The organism is Acinetobacter sp. FDAARGOS_494, assembly GCF_003812225.1.
Classification (GTDB): Bacteria; Pseudomonadota; Gammaproteobacteria; order Pseudomonadales; family Moraxellaceae; genus Acinetobacter; species Acinetobacter baumannii.
Map to the genome: position 1 here is coordinate 3,282,870 of NZ_CP033866.1, position 17,919 is coordinate 3,300,788.

A 17,919-nucleotide genomic window follows, 5' to 3' on the forward strand; every position below is an offset into this window, starting at 1 on the left:
CAACAGGGTAAAGCAACATAATTGCTTGATATTTCAAGAGAATAGAACGATTGATTGTTCTCAATCTGTTAACAAAGTTTAGGCTTGATGTTGCATTTGTAAAAATACATGTTGCATTGAAACATTGATGAAATATCTGGCGATATGCAATAGATCGTCTCATGAAAACTACCTACCTTAAGAAGTTTTCTTAATCATGCACTCACTGTATTTGTATATGTAGATACAGAAATTTTTTATAAAACTATAACAGTTAAACCGTGTTTTGATAGCGTGCTATAGTTTTTTTTCAATCATCTGTAGCTATATATCCAGTCCTCTAAAGTTCAAAATAAAAATGAACAGGATTTACCGCCAACCTAAATCAACTTTCAAGACATAATGTGAACGCTGTTTTAGATTTTATATAAGTACATGATAGTGTTCTTCTTTTCTATTCCATTGTTGTTTTGTGTAGGGTCTGGTTGTTGCGTGTTTCTTAAAGACCTAAGTGTAAGTGTAACGCTTCTAAAATAGCTTGGATGTTAAAAAATGTTTATCACTTCTCAACTGAACATTATTCATAAAATTATTAAAAATCAGTCTATTTCCACCTTGGTAATAGATCAGTTGGAACAGACTTATGTGAACCTTGAAGCAACCTTACTTAGAGCGAAAGTACTCAGGGATTTTTCTAAAACTCAAACCGTTTATTTAATTCAGTCTCACATTGAGCCACAGCAAAGCAGTTTGGCTTATCTATTCTCGCCATTTATTTTTGCGAACTTAAACAAAGCAGCCATTTATACAACACCGGCGACTCCACTTGTGCTAACTATCCTTAATAAATACTATCAAGCTGACAAGAAGGCCGTATTTAAGGTAGACGAAGTTTTAGAAAGCCTAAAAATATATCTAGATTTAGAATTAATAGAGATGGGAGAAGCTGAATTTATTTATTTAAATTTAATTAAAGCATTATGTCGAAGTGATATCTCTACAGTTTTTTTAATCACCCATTTAGAGCTTGATTTAGAGACGTTAAAGCAACTTGAACAGTTCTTAAAAATAAAAATTCATTGGGTAAAAGTCGTAAAAGATGAGGGTCTAAAAGACTTGGATCAGTTGGATATGCGTAAATTATTATTTAAAAATAAAGATGAAACGCATGTTCAATTATGCGTTCTGTTTGCTCAAATGAATGCAGCACTAGTCTGCCTATGCGATACCTTTACTGCCAGTCAAATGACACACTTAATTGATGACATGTTTTACTCAGAGCATATTTTCGAAAAACTTTCTGTCTATTCAGAATATATGCAAACCTTATTGCAAAGTCAGCATAGTCTTCACAAAAAACAAATTGCTTAGCAATGCCATGCTTTTGATTGGTGTTATATCAAGATTGAATACTGTTATAAAAAAATAATCGTTTTCATGTGAAATAAATATTTTATGGTAAAAGCAAAGCAATATTGGTTTTACTTACATGACAAATTTAAATTTTGAGCATCATCTCGGTTCATTAACTCACGCTGCACTGAGTCAGGTTTCAATCATTTCGCGGGTATGGGGTGAAGGACCTTCTGAACGGTATGATGAATTGGCAAGTAACTTCAGACCGACTTTTGCCCGTATTAAAGAAGGGGCTTTAATCCGTGAGCAGCAGCATATTTTGCCGTATGAGCAACTTCAGTGGCTCAAAGATATTGGTTTTACACGGTTACGACTTCCTAAAGCTCATGGTGGTTTTGATGCAACTATTCCTGAACTATTTGCATTGCTCATTGAACTTGCAGAGGCCGACTCAAACTTACCGCAAGCTTTGCGTGTGCATTTTGGTTTTACTGAAGATGTCTTGGTAAGTAAAGATAAGGCATTCCAGCAGCGTTGGATTAGCCGAATTGCAAATGGCGAAACAGTGGGTAGTGCATGGTCTGAAGGCGGGAAAGAGTCAATTGATCAATTCGAAACGCACTTATATCGAGATAGTGACGGAAAAATTCGCGTTAAAGGCAAAAAATACTACACCACAGGGAGCCTATATGCAGACTGGGTGGATGTTGGGGTAACAGATTTAAAAGGAGAGTCTGGCTCAGTTGTTGTTCGCCGTGAAGATGAAGGCGTTGAAATTGTCGATGACTGGAATGGTTTTGGTCAGCAGCTTACTGCAAGTGGTACGGCATATTTCCACGATGTATTGGTCGATGAAGCTGAAATTTTACCTGACGATGACCGTTTTAAATATTCGGCGGCTTACTATCAACTGGTCCAACTGGCAATCATTACAGGTCTAGGGCGTGCTGCAACCTATGATGTTTCTCAAGCTGTTGCGAAACGTACCCGAAACTACACGCATGCAAATGCCCAATTTGTAAAACAGGATCCGCAAATTTTACAAGTAGTAGGACAAATTCGTGGCGCGGCTTATAGTGCAGGAGCGATTGTTGAAAAAGTTGCACAAAGCTTACAGCGTGCTTACTTGGCTGCATTTCAAAATAATGAGCAGCTTGAAGAAGAACAAAATGCACTTGCCGAGCTTGAAAGTGCGCAGTCTCAAACGGTCATTACCGATCTAATTTTAAATGCTTCCACGATTTTATTTGACGCTTTAGGTGCTTCTGCAACAGACAAAGATTTAGGTCTAGATCGATATTGGCGTAATGTAAGAACTTTATCTTCACATAACCCAAGAGTATTTAAAAATCGAATTGTAGGTGATTTTAGTGTGAACGGAACATTACCACCTTATCAATGGCGAATTGGTGAAGTTGCTAAACAATAAATTATAGTTTTAGATATTAAGCTGCTATTTTTAGCGGCTTAATGTTATTTATATTTTTTAAAATAAATTATAAAAAACTATTAGAATAAAATCATATTTTGTTTGGGGTATATATTATAAAGAAAATATAAAAATTGCTTTAGTATAAAAATTAAATAAAATACTGGTTGATATTTTATGACTAAGAGAATTAGTTTTAACGCTTTTGAAATGAATTGTATAGCCCATCAATCTCCTGGATTATGGCGACATCCTCAAGACCGATCTGTTGAATATAAAGATTTAGAATATTGGACAGATTTAGCGCAAATTCTTGAGCGTGGTTTTTTTGACGGTATTTTTATTGCAGATGTGCTTGGTATTTATGACGTTTATCATCAAAGTGCTGAACATGCTTTAACAGGTGCAGTACAAGTTCCAGTCAATGATCCGCTACAGATTGTGCCAGCGATGGCAGCCGTCACAAAGCACTTGGGTTTTGGTGTCACGACTTCTATTTCCTTTGAACATCCTTATCCTTTTGCTAGACGTATTAGCACGCTAGACCATTTAACCAAAGGGCGAGTTGGTTGGAATATCGTGACGTCTTATTTGGAAAGCGGTTCGAAAAACTTGGGCCTAAAAACTCAGGTTAACCATGACAATCGTTATGATATTGCTGATGAATACTTAGAAGTCCTTTACAAGCTTTGGGAAGGCTCTTGGGAAGAAGGTTCGGTACTTCGTGACCGTGAAAGCGGTATCTTTGCTGACCATAAAAAAGTGCATCCAATTCAGCATGAAGGTAAATACTTTACTGTACCGGGCATCCATATTTGTGAGCCATCACCGCAGCGAACACCAGTACTTTACCAAGCAGGCGCATCTTCACGCGGGCAGAAGTTTGCCAGTCAAAATGCTGAGTGTGTATTCATCGCAGCGCCGTCTAAAATTGCCACTAAAAAAGTGGTACAAGGCATTCGCCAAAAATTGGTCCAAGAAGGCCGCGACCCGTACTCAGTTAAAATTTATGCACTTTTGTCGATTGTCACTGATGAAACCGATGCAAAAGCACAGGCTAAGTTTAAAGAATATCAAAGCTATGGAAGCTATGATGGCGCTTTAACATTGCTTTCTGGCTGGTCTGGTGTTGATTTTTCACAATACCAGCCAACGGACAAAGTTGAATATATTCAAACTAACGCGATTCAATCTTTATTAGATTCTTATGTAAATGCGGACCCAGAACGTGTTTGGACCATTGAAGAAATTGCAAATTGGAATAGTTTAGGTGGTAATGGACCTGTTCTTGTAGGTTCGGCAGAAACCGTTTCGGATGCTCTACAGCAATGGGTTGAAGATACCGATGTCGATGGTTTTAACTTAGCCTACATTTTGGCGCATCAAACCTTTGCCGATGTAGTTGAGTTTATTGTGCCAGAGTTGCAAAAACGTGGGGTATATCAAACCTCATATGCACAAGGAACATTAAGAGAAAAACTATTTGGTGCTGGGCCATATTTGCCTGAAAATCACCGAGGTGCAAAATATCGTAATCTAAAAGAGTTAAAACTTGCTGAGGCGAGTTAAATATTTTGGAAAGTCTTTAAATAAATAGCTGGTTAAATGCCAGCTTTTATTTTGTCTTTTTATATCGATTTTATTGCTGAGTTAATAATGAAAAGATAATTCTATAATTTAGATTAAAACATCAGATTAATTTGTTTTTGTATGGTGTGAATAATCATTATTTTGTTTCTGTGATTAAAATACAGGAATTATTAAGTGAGCACACAAGAACTCGATCATAACCACCGTTATGAAATTAAATCTCCCGATGATGTTTCACAATTAATTTCCAAATTTGCAGGGAAGGGTAAATCGAATAAAGTTATTTGGTTGGCACTGATTGGAGTATTTATTGATGCCTATGATCTAACAACGCTCTCTTTCGGTATTGAGCAAGTCATCTCAGAGTTTTCTTTAAGCCCTGTCATGACTGGTGTGGTGGCTTCAGCAATTGTCTGCGGAACCATTGTGGGTAACCTGATTGGTGGTTGGCTGACAGATAAAATCGGCCGTTATCGGGTCTTCATGGCGGACATGGTGCTGTTTGTTATTGCTGCAATTGTCGCGGGCTTTGCACCAAATGTTTGGGTTTTGATTTTAGCAAGATTCATTATGGGAATTAGTGTTGGTATTGATTTACCCGTTGCAATGTCATACTTATCTGAGTTTTCCAAATTTAATGGTAGTAGCAATAAGGCAGCGCGTCTAGCCGCATGGTGCCCAATGTGGTATGCCGCTTCTTCGGTGTGTTTTGGCCTAGTTTTGGCGCTTTATTTTCTTTTACCACCAGAGCATAGCAACTGGTTATGGCGAGCATCTTTAATTTTCGGAGCAGTGCCAGCGTTACTCATTATTTTTATTCGCGGTAAATATTTAACTGAGTCACCAATCTGGCTTGCAAACCAAGGCGATTTAAAAGGAGCCGCTCAAGTTCTACAAGAATCCTATGCAATTCATGCAGTCGCTACAGTTGAAAAAGTAAAAAGAACTGCTGAAAAGAAAAAGCGCGAGGGTTTTGCAGTTTTATTTAATAAAACCTATTTGCCAAGAACGATTGTGGCAATTGTGATTCACATTTCGGTGGCATTTCAGTACACGACCATTGCTTTCTTTTTACCTTCTATTTTAACGCGTTTCTTTCATACCGATGTCTTGACGACCATTACTACCACACTCGGACTCAATTTACTGTTTGCATTTACGGGCGGCCTGTTAGGCGTATTTGTTGCTAGCAGATTTAAATCTCGTCATGTGTTGCTTACAGGTTTTTTACTTCAGTTTATTGCCCTGATTGCTTTGGCATTCATTGGTGAGCCGGGTAATAGCTTTTTACTCTATACCGCAATTGGCATGCTCGGGCTTTGGCTTTTTGCGGAAGGCTTTGGGCCTGGGGCACAAATGATGGTTTATCCTACTATGGCTTATCCAGCTTCGATTCGTGGCGTTGGAGTCGGCTTTAACCGTGCGGTAACAGGTGTTGCTCAAGCCATTGCTTTGTTTGTTTTACCGATCTGGATGGCGGGGTATAAAACCGATGTTTACCTGATTATTTCTATCTTTGCCTTTATTCCTTTAATTGTGATTGGACTACTGATTAAGTTTGAGCCTACCGCCCAAGATGTCGATGTGGTTGATGAAGATAAAACAGAACTTCCTCTCAATAATTCACCAGTAATCGACTAGAGTAAAAATAAATATCTAGATAAAGATAAAGGCCAACATCTGTTGGCCTTTGTTTTAAGAATTAGAAGTAATAAGCAAAAATTACAAACGCTTTTTTATTCCATTTATCATTGCTTCCGCCAGCCGCAAGGCCTTCACTGTCTCCTAGATATGGATCGTGTTTACCCATCAGCAACTCCGCTTGTACTGTCAATTTTTGATAGTTAAACGCAATGCCGGGAATAAAACGGGTGGAGTTTTTAAAGCCATCTTGCTCTTTTCGATAAGAACTATAGTTCAAGTACGGACGAACAGAGGTAATTGGGCCAAACTGCTGAGGAAATAAATAGCTCAGTTCTGCTGAATAAATCTGACCTTTGGTTGCTGAGTTAAATGAATAATCGAAACCGCCCAAAGTCAGATGATCTTTATATTGGGTGTCGGCATTATCAATGTCTTGATAACCAGCCAAAAGCTGTAAATTCCATTGGTTGTAATTGGTATTGCTAAAAACCGAATAAACTTGGCGATCGCCATCTTGCCCTGAACGCTTATTTTCAATGGTGGAATACCATGCGGAGGCGCCAAGTTGAGTAGAGAAATTTTCTTGGCCTAGGACATTTTTAAAGGTATGAGCACCGCGAACAACAATTGAGTTCTTTTCTTTGGTATTGGTGCCTTGCGGTACAGAGTCATCTGCATTGACAGGGTTGATACTAAATCGACTCGAGTCTTTGCTTTTACCTCTATAGGTGCCACCATCGGTAGGATAAAAGGCGAGTTGTGCTTCATTGGTTCCATCATTGAAATCATATTTCACCCCAAGGTTGTGTACATCTTCCCAACCGGCACTATTGGCAATGCCTAAATAATAAGTATTTCCCCAAAAGCGACCCAAGCCAAAAGGAACGGGGTTTAAGCCAGCAATAATTTTACTGTTGTCATTAATTTTATAACCCAACCACGCATCGGTGAGCCAATTGGCATCGCCTAAACGTCCATAATATTCATAAACCCGATAATCTAGGCGGCCAATCCATTTTGGGGAGTTGTAGTCCAGCCATAAGACCGCGTCATTAAAGGAAAATTTACTGGTAGACGGTTCAGAGTCGAAATCATAAACATATTTGGCTCGAACAGTACCGCTTACTTTAAGTTGACCTTCTTCAGCATTGCCAAAGGTAAGGGCTGCATGACTTGAGAGGCTGAATGTAAGCAAAGACGTTGTAATTAATGTTTTTGTCAAAATTTGAGAATGCTTAAACAAAAGAATTTTTCTCCTCTTAAAAATAAAAAGTAAATTTGCGTCATGTATAAACCAGAAAAAGATTTGTCCAAATCTCAATATTTGCAGAAGTTTTAAGATAAAAAGATAATAAAATCTGACCGTTATAAAAAATCTCGAAAATTAATTAGATGCAAAACTCTGGGTATAGAGACAAAAATAAAAATGATGAAATATGAGTAGGATAAAATAATTAAAAGGGGGATGTCAGGGCCTTCTAATCATATGATTTGGGAATATCGTTTTTAATTATTGATATATAAGTAATTTAATTTTACCGCTAATCTGTAAGTTTGCTTGAAATTTGCTTTTTACCAAAAGATAAAAACTTATGAAGAAAAGTTATTTATAAAAACCAGATAAGCAACTCATATTTTTTTATTTTTCATTATAAGGCCAGCTGCATACTATGAGCTTATATTATTGAAAGATCATGAAATTATGAGCACGAAGACCAAACCGTTGATCATCACGGCAATTGTAGTAGTCGCAATTGTTGCATTTATCGTATGGCAAAATAAAAAAGACAATAATACAAGTGCTTCAGTTCGTGACAATAAGCCTGTCGTGATTGCTTATCAAACTGGGGTTGACCCAAGCAAAGTGGCGCAGGCCAATGGAGACTATGAAAAACATAGTCAACGTACTATTCAATGGAAAAAATTTGATGCGGGTTCAGATGTTGTCAATGCTCTGGCTTCAGGTGATGTGGTACTTGGTAATATTGGTTCAAGCCCACTTGCTGCCGCGGCAAGCCGTAATTTACCGATTGAAGTATTCTTAATTACTTCAAAACTTGGTGCATCTGAAGCACTCGTGGTGAGTAATAAATCAGGCATTAAAACTCCTCAAGATTTAATTGGCAAAACCATTGCTGTACCGTTTGTTTCGACAACCCATTACAGCCTTTTGTCTGCACTTAAACATTGGAACATTCCAGAAGACAAAGTAAAAATTATTAACTTGCGTCCACCTGAAATTTCAGCTGCTTGGGAACGTGGTGATATTGATGCTGCCTATGTGTGGGAACCTGCTTTAAGTAAAGCCAAAGCATCTGGTACGGTTTTAACCGACTCAAAACAAGTCGGTGAATGGGGTGCTCCAACTTATGACTTATGGGTTGTACGTAAAGACTTTGCAGAGAAAAATCCTGACTTTTTGAAAGCTTTTGTCCAAACCACACTTGAGCAACTCGAAAAATATAACCAAGACCCAGCCGCTTACGTTAAAGATGCTGATAACGTGCAAAAAATTGCGCAGCTCACAGGTTCTGATGCAAAAGATATCCCGCTTTTATTAAGTGGAAATATTTACCTTGACCACGCTCAGCAAAAACAAACATTTGAACCGTACCGGGTTTGTCGGAGAGTCAATATTCTGAGAGACTATCCCGATGACAAAACCAAACTATACCCCCGAAATTAGAGAAAGAGCGGTTCAATTACTAATTGAATCTGAAAAAGATTATCCTTCTACTTGGGCAGCAATCACAGCTATTGCTCCTAAAATCGGTTGTACTCCTGAAACATTGCGTGTTTGGTATTTAAAGCATCTGGATCAACTAAATCCTGCCAAAGTACAACAGATATCTGACCAAGAAAAAATGAAGCAAATGGAACGTGAAATTAAAGAATTAAAACGTGCCAATGAAATTCTACGCAAAGCAGCCGCTTTTTTCGCCCAGGCGGAGCTCGACCGCCCACACAAATAATGGTGGATTTTATCCATAACAATAAAGATCGATATGGTGTTGAAGCGATTTGTAGAATTTTACCGATTGCACCTTCAACCTATTACCGAACTTTAGATCTCACTGACAATCCAGAACATCGAGCGAAACGAGATCTACATGATGAGTATCATGCTGAACAAATTAAACGAATTTGGAAAGAAAGTTCAGGTCGATATGGTGTACGTAAAGTTTGGCAAAAATTGAAACGTGAGGGTTATGTTATTGCACGTTGTACAGTTGCTCGATTGATGCAAAAGCTAGGTATACAAGGTGTTTGGCGTGGTAAGAATAAACAAACCACCCGTAACCGAGATGACCAAAAACGGGCAGATGATTTAGTGAAACGTAATTTTAATGCTGATCATCCAAACCAACTATGGGTGGGTGACTTTACGTATATTCAAACTCATTCAGGCTGGGTATATACCGCATTTGTTATTGATGTGTTCTCACGAGCAATTGTTGGATGGAAAGTATCTACACGGATGAATACAGATATGGTGCTTGATGCATTAGAGCAAGCATTGCATGATCGAGGCATGCCAAAGAATGTGATTCATCATTCCGACAGAGGTGTGCAATATCTTTCCATTCGCTATACCAATCGTTTAGAAGCAGCAAATTTACGAGCATCAGTCGGTACAACGGGTGATTCATACGATAATGCTCTGGCTGAAACGGTGAATGGCTTATACAAAACAGAGGTGATTGAATATTTAAAAGCAGATTGGCAAGGTTTAGCAGATGTACAACTTGCGACACTAAACTGGGTAGATTGGTTCAATAAAAAGCGTGTACACAGTGCACTGGGTTATGTATCGCCTTTTGAGTTTGAAGCAATGTACTATGATAAGATTAACCCGTTAGGTCAGGTGGCTTAACTTAAATAAAAAAGTCTCCGACAAACCCGGTACGGTTCAATTAGATGGTGAATTTGCGCAAAATATTTTTGATACAGCGAAATTCTTAAAAGGTCAGGGCAAAGTCGATCAACTTAAAGCCGATTATAAAGGCAATGTGAATTCTTCATTTTTGCAGCCTTAAGGAGTTGTCATGAGTGTACTAGAAGCCAAACATATTCATCTGACTTTTCCTAAACAGCAAAAGCCAGTTTTACAAGACATTAACCTAACCATTGAAGAAGGTTCTTTAACCGTGATTTTAGGTGAGTCGGGTTGTGGCAAAACAACTTTGCTTAATATCTTGGCAGGGTTTCAAAAGCCGAGTTCAGGTGATGTGCTTGTAAATCATGAAGTCGTAACTGGACCAGATGTAACTCGTGCTGTTGTATTTCAAGATCACGCCTTACTTCCTTGGTTGAATGTTGCAGATAATGTTGGCTTCGCTTTGCAGTTAAAAGGTTTAAAGCGCGCGGATATCGAAGCACAAGTGAACGCAATTTTAAAAATTGTGGGTTTAAGTCACGTTGAAAAAGCGAATATCTGGGAACTTTCCGGTGGTATGAAACAACGTGTTGGTATTGCCAGAGCTTTGATCAGTCACGCGCCGTTTATTTTATTAGATGAACCTTTTGCCGCATTAGATGCTTTTACGCGTGAAAACATGCAGCAGTTAGTGCTCGATTTATGGATTCAACAAAATAAAAGCTTCTTTTTGATTACTCATGACATTGAAGAAGCATTATTGCTCAGCAATCAGTTAGTTCTGATGACGGCGCATCCAGGCAAAATTGTAGAAACTCTACACCTCGATTTTGCCCAACGGTACCGTCAGGGTGAGTCTATTCGCTCAATTAAATCGGATTCTCAATTTATTCAGCTCAGAGAACAGCTATTTGAAAGTTTAAGGGCACAAAAACAAAGCGGTAAGGAGGCGTTACCTACATGAACACTAAAGATAACGTCTATGAATATGACAAAGCAGAGCTTAAACCTGAGTTAAATGTGCAAACAGAAAATGCTTCATTTCTATCATCATTTTTTGAGAAGCATCGTACTTTGGTGGTCAGCATAATCAGTGTGGGAAGTGTAGTTGCACTCTGGTTCCTCATTACTGCTTTGCATGTTGTACCTGAACTGTTTTTACCGAGTCCACAGGCAGTCTGGCAAAAATTTATATCGGTCAGCCAAGAAGGCTTTATGAAAGCAACTTTGTGGCAACATTTGGCAGCCAGCATTTCTCGTGTATTTTTAGCTTTGATTGCTGCCGTGGTGATTGGTGTTCCGCTGGGTTTGTGGATGGGGCTGAACAAATGGGTTCGTGCTGTTCTAGATCCTTTGGTTGAATTATTACGTCCAATTCCACCGTTAGCTTATTTGCCATTACTTGTTATTTGGTTCGGTATTGGTGAAACCACAAAAGTACTTTTGATTTTCTTCTCGATTTTGGCGCCAGTCATTATTAGTAGTGCGCATGGTGTGTTAAGCCATCAGCTTAATCGTGAACGTGCGGCATTGTCATTAGGGGCAAGCCAGTCACAAGTCTTTTGGCATGTCATTTTACCAACGGCTTTGCCTCATATTATTACCGGTATTCGTATTGGTCTTGGGGTGGGCTGGTCAACATTAGTTGCAGCTGAGTTGGTTGCAGCGGACCGTGGTATTGGTTTTATGGTGCAATCAGCAGCACAGTTCTTAATTACCGATACGGTGATTCTGGGCATTATTGTGATTGCGATTGTCGCAGTTAGTTTTGAGCTGTTTTTACGTTGGTTACAAAAACAGTTTTCTCCTTGGTATGGTCAGCAGTTGTAGTAAAGAAGATGAATACAGTAGTAGCAAACTTAAATATAGAAGTGATCAAGCCTACCATTGGCGCAATTATTCACAATATTGATTTGAATGCGTTAAATGAACAGACAACGCAACAAATCCAGCAGGCTTTGCTTGATCATCAGGTCATTTTTTTTCGAAAGCAACAATTAGCACCACAAGCACAAGCAGACTTGGCACGTAGTTTTGGTACATTGCATGTGCACCCGATTTATCCTTCAATTGAAGATGTACCTGAGGTGATGGTGCTCGACAGTTGGAAACAAGATTTGCGTGACAATGAACTTTGGCACACAGATGTGACTTTTAGTAAAACTCCACCTTTAGGTTGTGTGTTGCAAGCTATTAAAATTCCACCTGTAGGTGGTGACACGTTGTGGTCGAGCAACACAGCAGCTTTTAAAGGACTTCCGCTTGAGTTACAGCGAAAACTACGTGGCTTAACTGCAACCCACGATATTCGTAAGTCTTTTCCGCTTGAGCGTTTTGCCCATAACGAAGAAGAACGTGAAAAGCTTTTGCAAACCTTTAAGCGTAACCCACCAGTGGTTCATCCAGTGGTGCGTACTCATCCGGTTACAGGCGAGCCTTTGTTGTTTGTAAGTGAGGGCTTTACCACTCGCATTAATGAGTTACCCGAACAAGAAAGTGAGCAATTACTTAATTTCTTGTTTGAACATGCGACCCAAGAGCAATTTCATTTACGCTGGAAATGGCAAGACGGTGACGTCGCGATTTGGGATAACCGTTGCACACAACATAAAGCATTATTTGATTACGGAGATGCTCATCGAATTATGCACCGTGCAACTATTAACGGTGATGTGCCATTTTATAAAGAAGAACAACAGCCAGAGTTAGCAGAGGCTTAATTTCTTTAATTATTCTTTGTTTCAATTCCAACGCAGCGTTTTGAGTTGGAATTGAAACAGTAACTGTTTAGCTCATTCCAAATCCTGACAATATGCCTGTGTAATTTTTTACAGGAGGTGAGGCCCAATCACCAACTTTGCTGGTTTTTAAATTTAACTGAACTAACATTTCAGCTTGTTTAACTGCTGCTGCAACGCCGTCTATCACAATTACGCCCAACTCGTTTTGTAGCTTTATGCATAAATCGCTCATACCTGCACAGCCCAAAACAATTGCATCGCTTTTGTCTTCCGCTAGGGCTTTTTTGCACTCATCTCGTATGGTTCGATAAGCATCTGAGTCAGGAAGCTCCAACTCTTCAACTGCAATGTCACAAGCTCGAACATTTTTGCAAAATGGCGTAGCCCCGTAGCGATGAGCCAGATGCCAGCTCATATTCACTGTGCGTTGTAATGTCGTGACTACACTAAAACCAGTACTTACATAACTTGCAGTTCGCATAGCTGCTTCGGCAATCCCAATCACAGGTGCCGAACTGATTTCACGGGCGGCATAAAGCGCAGGATCACCAAAACAGGCAATAACATAAGCATCTACATCTAGAAGTTCACCTTGGCGAATTTCCTCTAGCACACCTACGGCACTTAGGGCTTCATCATAATAACTTTCAATTGTTGCAGGGCCCATTTGAGGACTTACAGCAATAATTTGAGTATCAGAATTTGCGACTATCTTTGCTGATGCAGCAATTTTGTCAGTCATGCTTTGGGTGGTATTAGGATTAATAATTTTAATTTTCATTGTACTTTTACCTTAGTCATTGCCGATTTAGCATGGGCAAGCGGTTGGTTAAGAAATCGGTAAATGACAAAACCGAATCCCATCCCAATAAACCATGTGAAATTAGCCAGCCCAGACAGTTGTGGTAAAAGTACGCAGAGAATAGGAATTAATGAAGCTGGAATTAACGCATAAAAGGCAGAGTGGTTATAACCATTTTTGTACCAATACGAGCCTTGAGTATCTAAAGTATATAAATCATCTACCACGATTTTTTGTTTTTTAACGAGGTAAAAATCGGCGAGCAATACACCAAAAAGTGGACCGATAAATGCACCTAAAATATCAATGGTGTAATGGATCACTTGAGGGTTATTAAACAAATTCCATGGGGTAATGAAAATTGAACCTACTGCTGCAATCATTCCACCCATACGCCAGCTAATTTTGCTCGGTGAAACGTTGGAAAAATCAAATGCAGGTGAAACAAAGTTAGCAACAATATTAATTCCGATAGTGGCAATCATTAAGGTCAAACTACCTAAAATCACCACAAAAGTATTATCAAGTTTACCGACCATCTCGACAGGGTCTGTAATAAGTTTTCCATATACTGGAAGCGTTGCCGCAATACACACCACAGTAAGTAAAGAAAAGCCTAAGAAGTTAATTGGTAAGCCAAGAAAGTTCCCCATTTTAATCGCGTTAAAGCTTTTACCATAACGAGAGAAGTCACCAAAGTTCAGCATCGGCCCTGAAAAATATGAGACAACAAGCGCAATAGCACCAATCATGACTGGTACAACTGCAAAACCGTCGTATTGAACCCCACTTAAATTTAAATCAATATTCTGCCAGCCAGCTTTCCAGATGAGCCATACTGCCATCGCAAACATCACAACATAGACAGCTGGGCCTGCCCAGTCAATAAACTTACGAATGCTGTCCATACCAGACCAAAAAACAATCGCTTGTAGTAACCAAAGCAGCATGAAGCCAACCCATCCTAAATAGGAAAGCCCAAGAAAGCCGTAAGTTGAAACATCAGCATAGGCTGACCAGTCTGGAAAGAACTTTAAAATGACCAATAAGAATGCACTTGAGGCCAAATAGGTTTGAATGCCATACCATGCGACAGCAATAAGACCACGGATAACGGCAGGAATATTTGCACCAAGCACACCGAAGGTTGCGCGGCAAATCACAGGATAGGGCGTGCCTGTTTGTTGGCTAGACTTGGCAATTAGATTTGTAAAAAACTGAACAATTGCAATGCCGATGAGTAAAGATAGAAGTACCTGCCAGCTATTGAGCCCGAGTGCAAAAAGGCTTCCAGCCATGACATAACCGCCGACGCTATGAACATCCGACATCCAGAAGGCAAAAATATTATAAGCGCCCCAAGTTTGCTTTTTTAAAGGAGCTAAGTCTTGATTTGTCAGTTTTGCATCATAAGAAGATTTAATTATTGCTTCGGTATTATTCATCTTGAACACTCACTTCCCTATGTTGGGCGGGCACGTTCTTCAGCAGCTTGAAATACTGACTAAAAGAATGAAAGTAAAATTGTGCACAATGTAATATTTGGATTGTGCACAATTTATTGAGCAAAAGTTATGCCAAACTTGAGATGTAGTATTGATGAGTGATTTCGCTTGATACGATTTTGGAATATGAAGAGAGAGATTTATAAACTGAGACGTGCTTAATTTTTTATAAAAAGCAAATAAATTTAGGTATATAAGTGGATATTTAGAGATTTAATATTGAATTATTCAGCTCAGCATAGATAGTGTGAAAATGAGAGAAATATTTCCAAACGCTTAAGTTAAACTTACACTATTCAAAATAGATGAAGTCCTAAAAAGAGGAGACATTAATAAAAATGGAGAAATCAATGTCATCGAATGCACCAAAAAAAGCCGTAGAAATGAGCAATGATGAAATTGATGACCATATATATAACGCTATTGTAGATGCTATTTTAAATAGGCAACTTGCCCCTGGCGCACGTTTAGTTGAAGCACCTTTATGTGAAGCATTTGGTGTAACGCGAGGAGTGTTAAGACGTGTTTTCGTCAAACTTGCACATGATAAGGTTATTGAAATTCAGCCCAATCGTGGGGCACTCATCGCAAAACATAGCACAAATGAAACAAAAGAAGTCTTTGAAGCACGCAGCATGCTGGAAATCGCCACTGTAAAAAAACTAGCACAAAAATCTCATCGCCTAGATTTGAGTGAGCTTCGAAGCTTAGTAGATCAAGAGTCTCATGAGCGTTTAGCTGGAAATTGGGCAGAGTGGATTAAGCTATCAGGTCAATTTCATTTAAAGCTGATTGAAGCTAATCAAAATTCGATCATGACCAGTTATTTGCAGACGCTTATTGCAAGGACTTCATTATTAATTGGCTTATATGAAATTCCAAAACATAATAATTGTTCGGCAGATGAACACCGTGCGATTTTAGATGCCATTGAACAAGGTGATGAAAAACGAGCTACTCAATTGATGGAAGAACATTTAGAACACTACGCAACCACATTTATTGAAGAAAACAGTACAGTATCTGCAGAGCAAAATTTATTAAATTTATTTAAAAATAAGAAAATTGAAACACCTCAAACTAATTAAAAATCGTGGGCCAATTCCTATGGAAAAGGCCCAGATTGGTTATTTTATGGGAATGATTTGATGTGTTAAAAAATCAATAAATAGTTTTACTTTTTTCGATAAAATCTTACGGTTTGGCCATGTGACATATAAGTGAAGTGGCTGACTGGTGTAGTCTTCCAAACATTTCTGCAACTTACCTTCTTTGTAATAAGGTTCTGCAATAAACTCTGGAAGAAAAACAATACCGTGATCTTTCAAACACATATCCAATAATAGTTCACCATTATTACACGTCATCACAGGGAAACAATTAAAAGACACTTCTTTCTGATCTTTTTGAAAAATCAATTTTTTATGTCGGCTATCTTGATAGTAAATTAGAAACTTATGTTCTTTAAGTTCTTCTAAAGAATTAGGTAATCCATGTTGATTGAAATATTCAGGTGTTGCATATAAATAACGTTGATAGGTATTTAAAATTTTACTATTTGCCAAACTTGGCGCAGATCCATCTAAGCGTATGGTCAGATCAAATTTGTGTTGATTCACATCTAATAGCTGATCTGTCATAAACAAATCAATTTTAATACTGGGATATTTCTCAATAAAGTCTGAAATGATATGTTGAAGGAAAATGTTGCTAAAAGACATGGGCGTATTGAGCTTGAGTTCGCCTTCAGGATATTGCTGGTTATAGCTAATCTCGTAAGTTGCCCATTCAAATTCACTCAATATAACCTTGCAATGTTGGTAAAATTTTTCCCCACAACTGGTCAGATTCATTTGTCTGGTTGTTCGATTTAATAGCGTTGTTTTTAAATCATTTTCGAGGTAGCAAACACGTTTGGCTACCAAATCACGAGAAATATCGAGTGCTCTAGCTGCGCTACTAAAATTCCCATGTTCTACGACACTTACAAAAGTGGAAATACAGTCTAATCGATCCATGGATAACTAAAAATTAAAAAATATATATCCATGATTAAACTATAAAAATTAAAAAGCAATCATTGATTTGATTGTATCCATACAGGATACAGATTCGAGCTGTTTTGCTGTCTATGTTTTTACATTTTTATTTGTTTTGATAATAACCAGTAGGCAATTTTAAAAGCCTTATATAATGAATAATGGAGTTTAGACGTGAATAAATCACTTTTAGAACAACTATCACCAACCAATTGTCAGGTTATTTTTATTGATCACCAGCCGCAAATGGCTTTTGGGGTACAGTCAATAGATCGCCAAGTATTAAAGAATAATACTGTAGGGTTAGCAAAAGCAGCTAAAACATTCAATATTCCTGTCACGATTACGACAGTTGAAACTGAAAGCTTCTCTGGTCATACCTACCCAGAACTTTTAGATGTATTTCCAGATGCTCCTTTACTAGAACGTACTTCAATGAATTCATGGGATGATCAAAAAGTACGTGATTCGCTTGCAAGAAATAATCGTAAAAAAGTGATTGTTTCAGGTTTGTGGACTGAAGTGTGCAATAACACCTTTGCTTTTGGCGCCATGCTTGAAGGCGATTATGAGATTTATATGGTCGCAGATGCTTCAGGCGGTACATCGAAAGAAGCACATGACTACGCCATGCAACGCATGATTCAGGCAGGTGTTGTTCCGGTAACTTGGCAACAAGTATTACTCGAATGGCAGCGTGACTGGGCACACCGTGATACATACGATGCAGTTATGGCGATTGTACGTGAGCATTCTGGTGCTTACGGTATGGGTGTGGACTATGCCTATACGATGGTACATAAGGCGCCTGAGCGTACAACATCAAAACATGAAGTACTTGCACCAATTCCTGCAAAATAAAACAGTACTGATTTAGGTAAAGGTATGTCTAGTATTCAATATTTAAGTGATATTAATACAGATATACCTTTATTTCTTTAGAACGATAATTCACAA

The 17,919-nt window shown here is 38.5% G+C and carries 14 protein-coding genes, 2 pseudogenes and 1 other annotated feature; of the genes and pseudogenes, 12 read left to right on the plus strand and 4 right to left on the minus strand.

Translation table 11 applies throughout. The features are described 5' to 3' along the window. The first annotated feature begins 531 nt into the window (after positions 1–531). The 4 genes from EG365_RS16035 to EG365_RS16050 all read left to right on the plus strand — a co-directional run bounded on the left by EG365_RS16035 (position 532) and on the right by EG365_RS16050 (position 5,995). A complete protein-coding gene (locus tag EG365_RS16035) occupies positions 532–1,350 on the plus strand; it encodes a hypothetical protein (RefSeq protein ID WP_000471028.1) in 819 nt (272 codons plus the stop codon). A 118-nt stretch (positions 1,351–1,468) separates the two neighbouring features. Next, positions 1,469–2,764, plus strand: a complete 1,296-nt coding sequence (locus EG365_RS16040) for an acyl-CoA dehydrogenase family protein (RefSeq protein WP_000183279.1) — start codon at positions 1,469–1,471, stop codon at positions 2,762–2,764. A gap of 177 nt (positions 2,765–2,941) precedes the next feature. Next, positions 2,942–4,333, plus strand: coding sequence for an LLM class flavin-dependent oxidoreductase (locus EG365_RS16045; protein WP_000166740.1), 1,392 nt, complete (start codon positions 2,942–2,944; stop codon positions 4,331–4,333). Between the two features lie 195 nt (positions 4,334–4,528). Then, positions 4,529–5,995, plus strand: coding sequence for an MFS transporter (locus EG365_RS16050; protein WP_000107057.1), 1,467 nt, complete (start codon positions 4,529–4,531; stop codon positions 5,993–5,995). Between the two features lie 61 nt (positions 5,996–6,056). Here EG365_RS16050 and EG365_RS16055 read toward each other — a convergent pair whose 3' ends face one another. Further along, complete coding sequence (locus tag EG365_RS16055) at positions 6,057–7,241, minus strand: hypothetical protein (protein WP_000472500.1); 1,185 nt, start codon at positions 7,239–7,241, stop codon at positions 6,057–6,059. Between the two features lie 441 nt (positions 7,242–7,682). On the opposite strand from EG365_RS16055, the pseudogene tauA (EG365_RS16060) reads away from it, so the two are divergent. From tauA (EG365_RS16060) to tauD, 6 genes and pseudogenes are all read left to right on the plus strand, one after another. After that, positions 7,683–8,606, plus strand: a pseudogene (gene tauA / locus EG365_RS16060) (taurine ABC transporter substrate-binding protein); the annotation flags it as partial. A gap of 46 nt (positions 8,607–8,652) precedes the next feature. After that, positions 8,653–9,872, plus strand: a protein-coding gene (locus EG365_RS16065; RefSeq protein WP_087486619.1) for an IS3-like element ISAba19 family transposase whose coding sequence is annotated in 2 segments (ribosomal slippage) — positions 8,653–8,929 and positions 8,929–9,872 — 1,221 coding nt in all. Because the reading frame shifts where the segments join, the coding sequence is not laid out codon by codon here. After that, positions 8,928–9,044 (plus strand) — a sequence feature (AL1L pseudoknot). Its footprint overlaps the gene before it by 117 nt. Before the next feature lie 40 nt (positions 9,873–9,912). Continuing rightward, positions 9,913–10,035 (plus strand): annotated as a pseudogene (tauA, locus tag EG365_RS16070) (taurine ABC transporter substrate-binding protein); the annotation flags it as partial. A gap of 9 nt (positions 10,036–10,044) precedes the next feature. Beyond that, positions 10,045–10,839: a taurine ABC transporter ATP-binding protein gene (locus EG365_RS16075; RefSeq protein WP_000114460.1), complete on the plus strand. Its 795-nt coding sequence runs from the start codon at positions 10,045–10,047 to the stop codon at positions 10,837–10,839. After that, positions 10,836–11,705: a taurine ABC transporter permease TauC gene (tauC, locus tag EG365_RS16080; protein ID WP_001092659.1), complete on the plus strand. Its 870-nt coding sequence runs from the start codon at positions 10,836–10,838 to the stop codon at positions 11,703–11,705. Before EG365_RS16075 ends, tauC begins: the two co-directional genes overlap by 4 nt. A gap of 8 nt (positions 11,706–11,713) precedes the next feature. Further along, positions 11,714–12,595, plus strand: coding sequence for a taurine dioxygenase (gene tauD / locus EG365_RS16085; protein ID WP_001099251.1), 882 nt, complete (start codon positions 11,714–11,716; stop codon positions 12,593–12,595). A gap of 67 nt (positions 12,596–12,662) precedes the next feature. Here the strand turns inward: tauD and EG365_RS16090 are convergent, their stop codons facing one another. Next, on the minus strand, positions 12,663–13,397 hold the full coding sequence (locus EG365_RS16090; RefSeq protein ID WP_000694034.1) for an aspartate/glutamate racemase family protein: 735 nt from the start codon (positions 13,395–13,397) through the stop codon (positions 12,663–12,665). Continuing rightward, positions 13,394–14,863, minus strand: coding sequence for an NCS1 family nucleobase:cation symporter-1 (locus tag EG365_RS16095; RefSeq protein WP_001066272.1), 1,470 nt, complete (start codon positions 14,861–14,863; stop codon positions 13,394–13,396). The genes EG365_RS16090 and EG365_RS16095 overlap by 4 nt, the downstream gene beginning before the upstream one ends. A 398-nt stretch (positions 14,864–15,261) precedes the next feature. Between EG365_RS16095 and EG365_RS16100 the strand changes: the two genes are divergently transcribed. Beyond that, on the plus strand, positions 15,262–16,011 hold the full coding sequence (locus EG365_RS16100) for a GntR family transcriptional regulator (RefSeq protein ID WP_001990077.1): 750 nt from the start codon (positions 15,262–15,264) through the stop codon (positions 16,009–16,011). A gap of 39 nt (positions 16,012–16,050) precedes the next feature. Here the strand turns inward: EG365_RS16100 and EG365_RS16105 are convergent, their stop codons facing one another. Then, positions 16,051–16,941 carry a LysR family transcriptional regulator gene (locus EG365_RS16105; protein WP_000375414.1) on the minus strand — a complete coding sequence of 297 codons (891 nt, stop codon included), beginning with the start codon at positions 16,939–16,941 and terminating at the stop codon, positions 16,051–16,053. A gap of 195 nt (positions 16,942–17,136) precedes the next feature. Here EG365_RS16105 and EG365_RS16110 point away from each other — a divergent pair, with 195 nt between their 5' ends. Further along, the gene (locus tag EG365_RS16110) at positions 17,137–17,823 is read left to right on the plus strand and encodes a hydrolase (RefSeq protein ID WP_001043293.1); all 687 of its coding nucleotides are present in this window, start codon (positions 17,137–17,139) and stop codon (positions 17,821–17,823) included. The last annotated feature ends 96 nt before the right edge of the window (positions 17,824–17,919 follow it).

Bases quoted from the DNA above. Each gene is read 5' to 3' on its own strand.
- EG365_RS16090 (WP_000694034.1), bottom strand. From the start codon at position 13,397: ATGAAAATTAAAATTATTAATCCTAATACCACCCAAAGCATGACTGAC.
- EG365_RS16100 (WP_001990077.1), top strand. From the start codon at position 15,262: ATGGAGAAATCAATGTCATCGAATGCACCAAAAAAAGCCGTAGAAATG.
- tauD (WP_001099251.1), top strand. From the start codon at position 11,714: ATGAATACAGTAGTAGCAAACTTAAATATAGAAGTGATCAAGCCTACC.
- EG365_RS16035 (WP_000471028.1), top strand. From the start codon at position 532: ATGTTTATCACTTCTCAACTGAACATTATTCATAAAATTATTAAAAAT.
- EG365_RS16075 (WP_000114460.1), top strand. From the start codon at position 10,045: ATGAGTGTACTAGAAGCCAAACATATTCATCTGACTTTTCCTAAACAG.
- tauC (WP_001092659.1), top strand. From the start codon at position 10,836: ATGAACACTAAAGATAACGTCTATGAATATGACAAAGCAGAGCTTAAA.
- EG365_RS16095 (WP_001066272.1), bottom strand. From the start codon at position 14,863: ATGAATAATACCGAAGCAATAATTAAATCTTCTTATGATGCAAAACTG.
- EG365_RS16105 (WP_000375414.1), bottom strand. From the start codon at position 16,941: ATGGATCGATTAGACTGTATTTCCACTTTTGTAAGTGTCGTAGAACAT.
- EG365_RS16040 (WP_000183279.1), top strand. From the start codon at position 1,469: ATGACAAATTTAAATTTTGAGCATCATCTCGGTTCATTAACTCACGCT.
- EG365_RS16045 (WP_000166740.1), top strand. From the start codon at position 2,942: ATGACTAAGAGAATTAGTTTTAACGCTTTTGAAATGAATTGTATAGCC.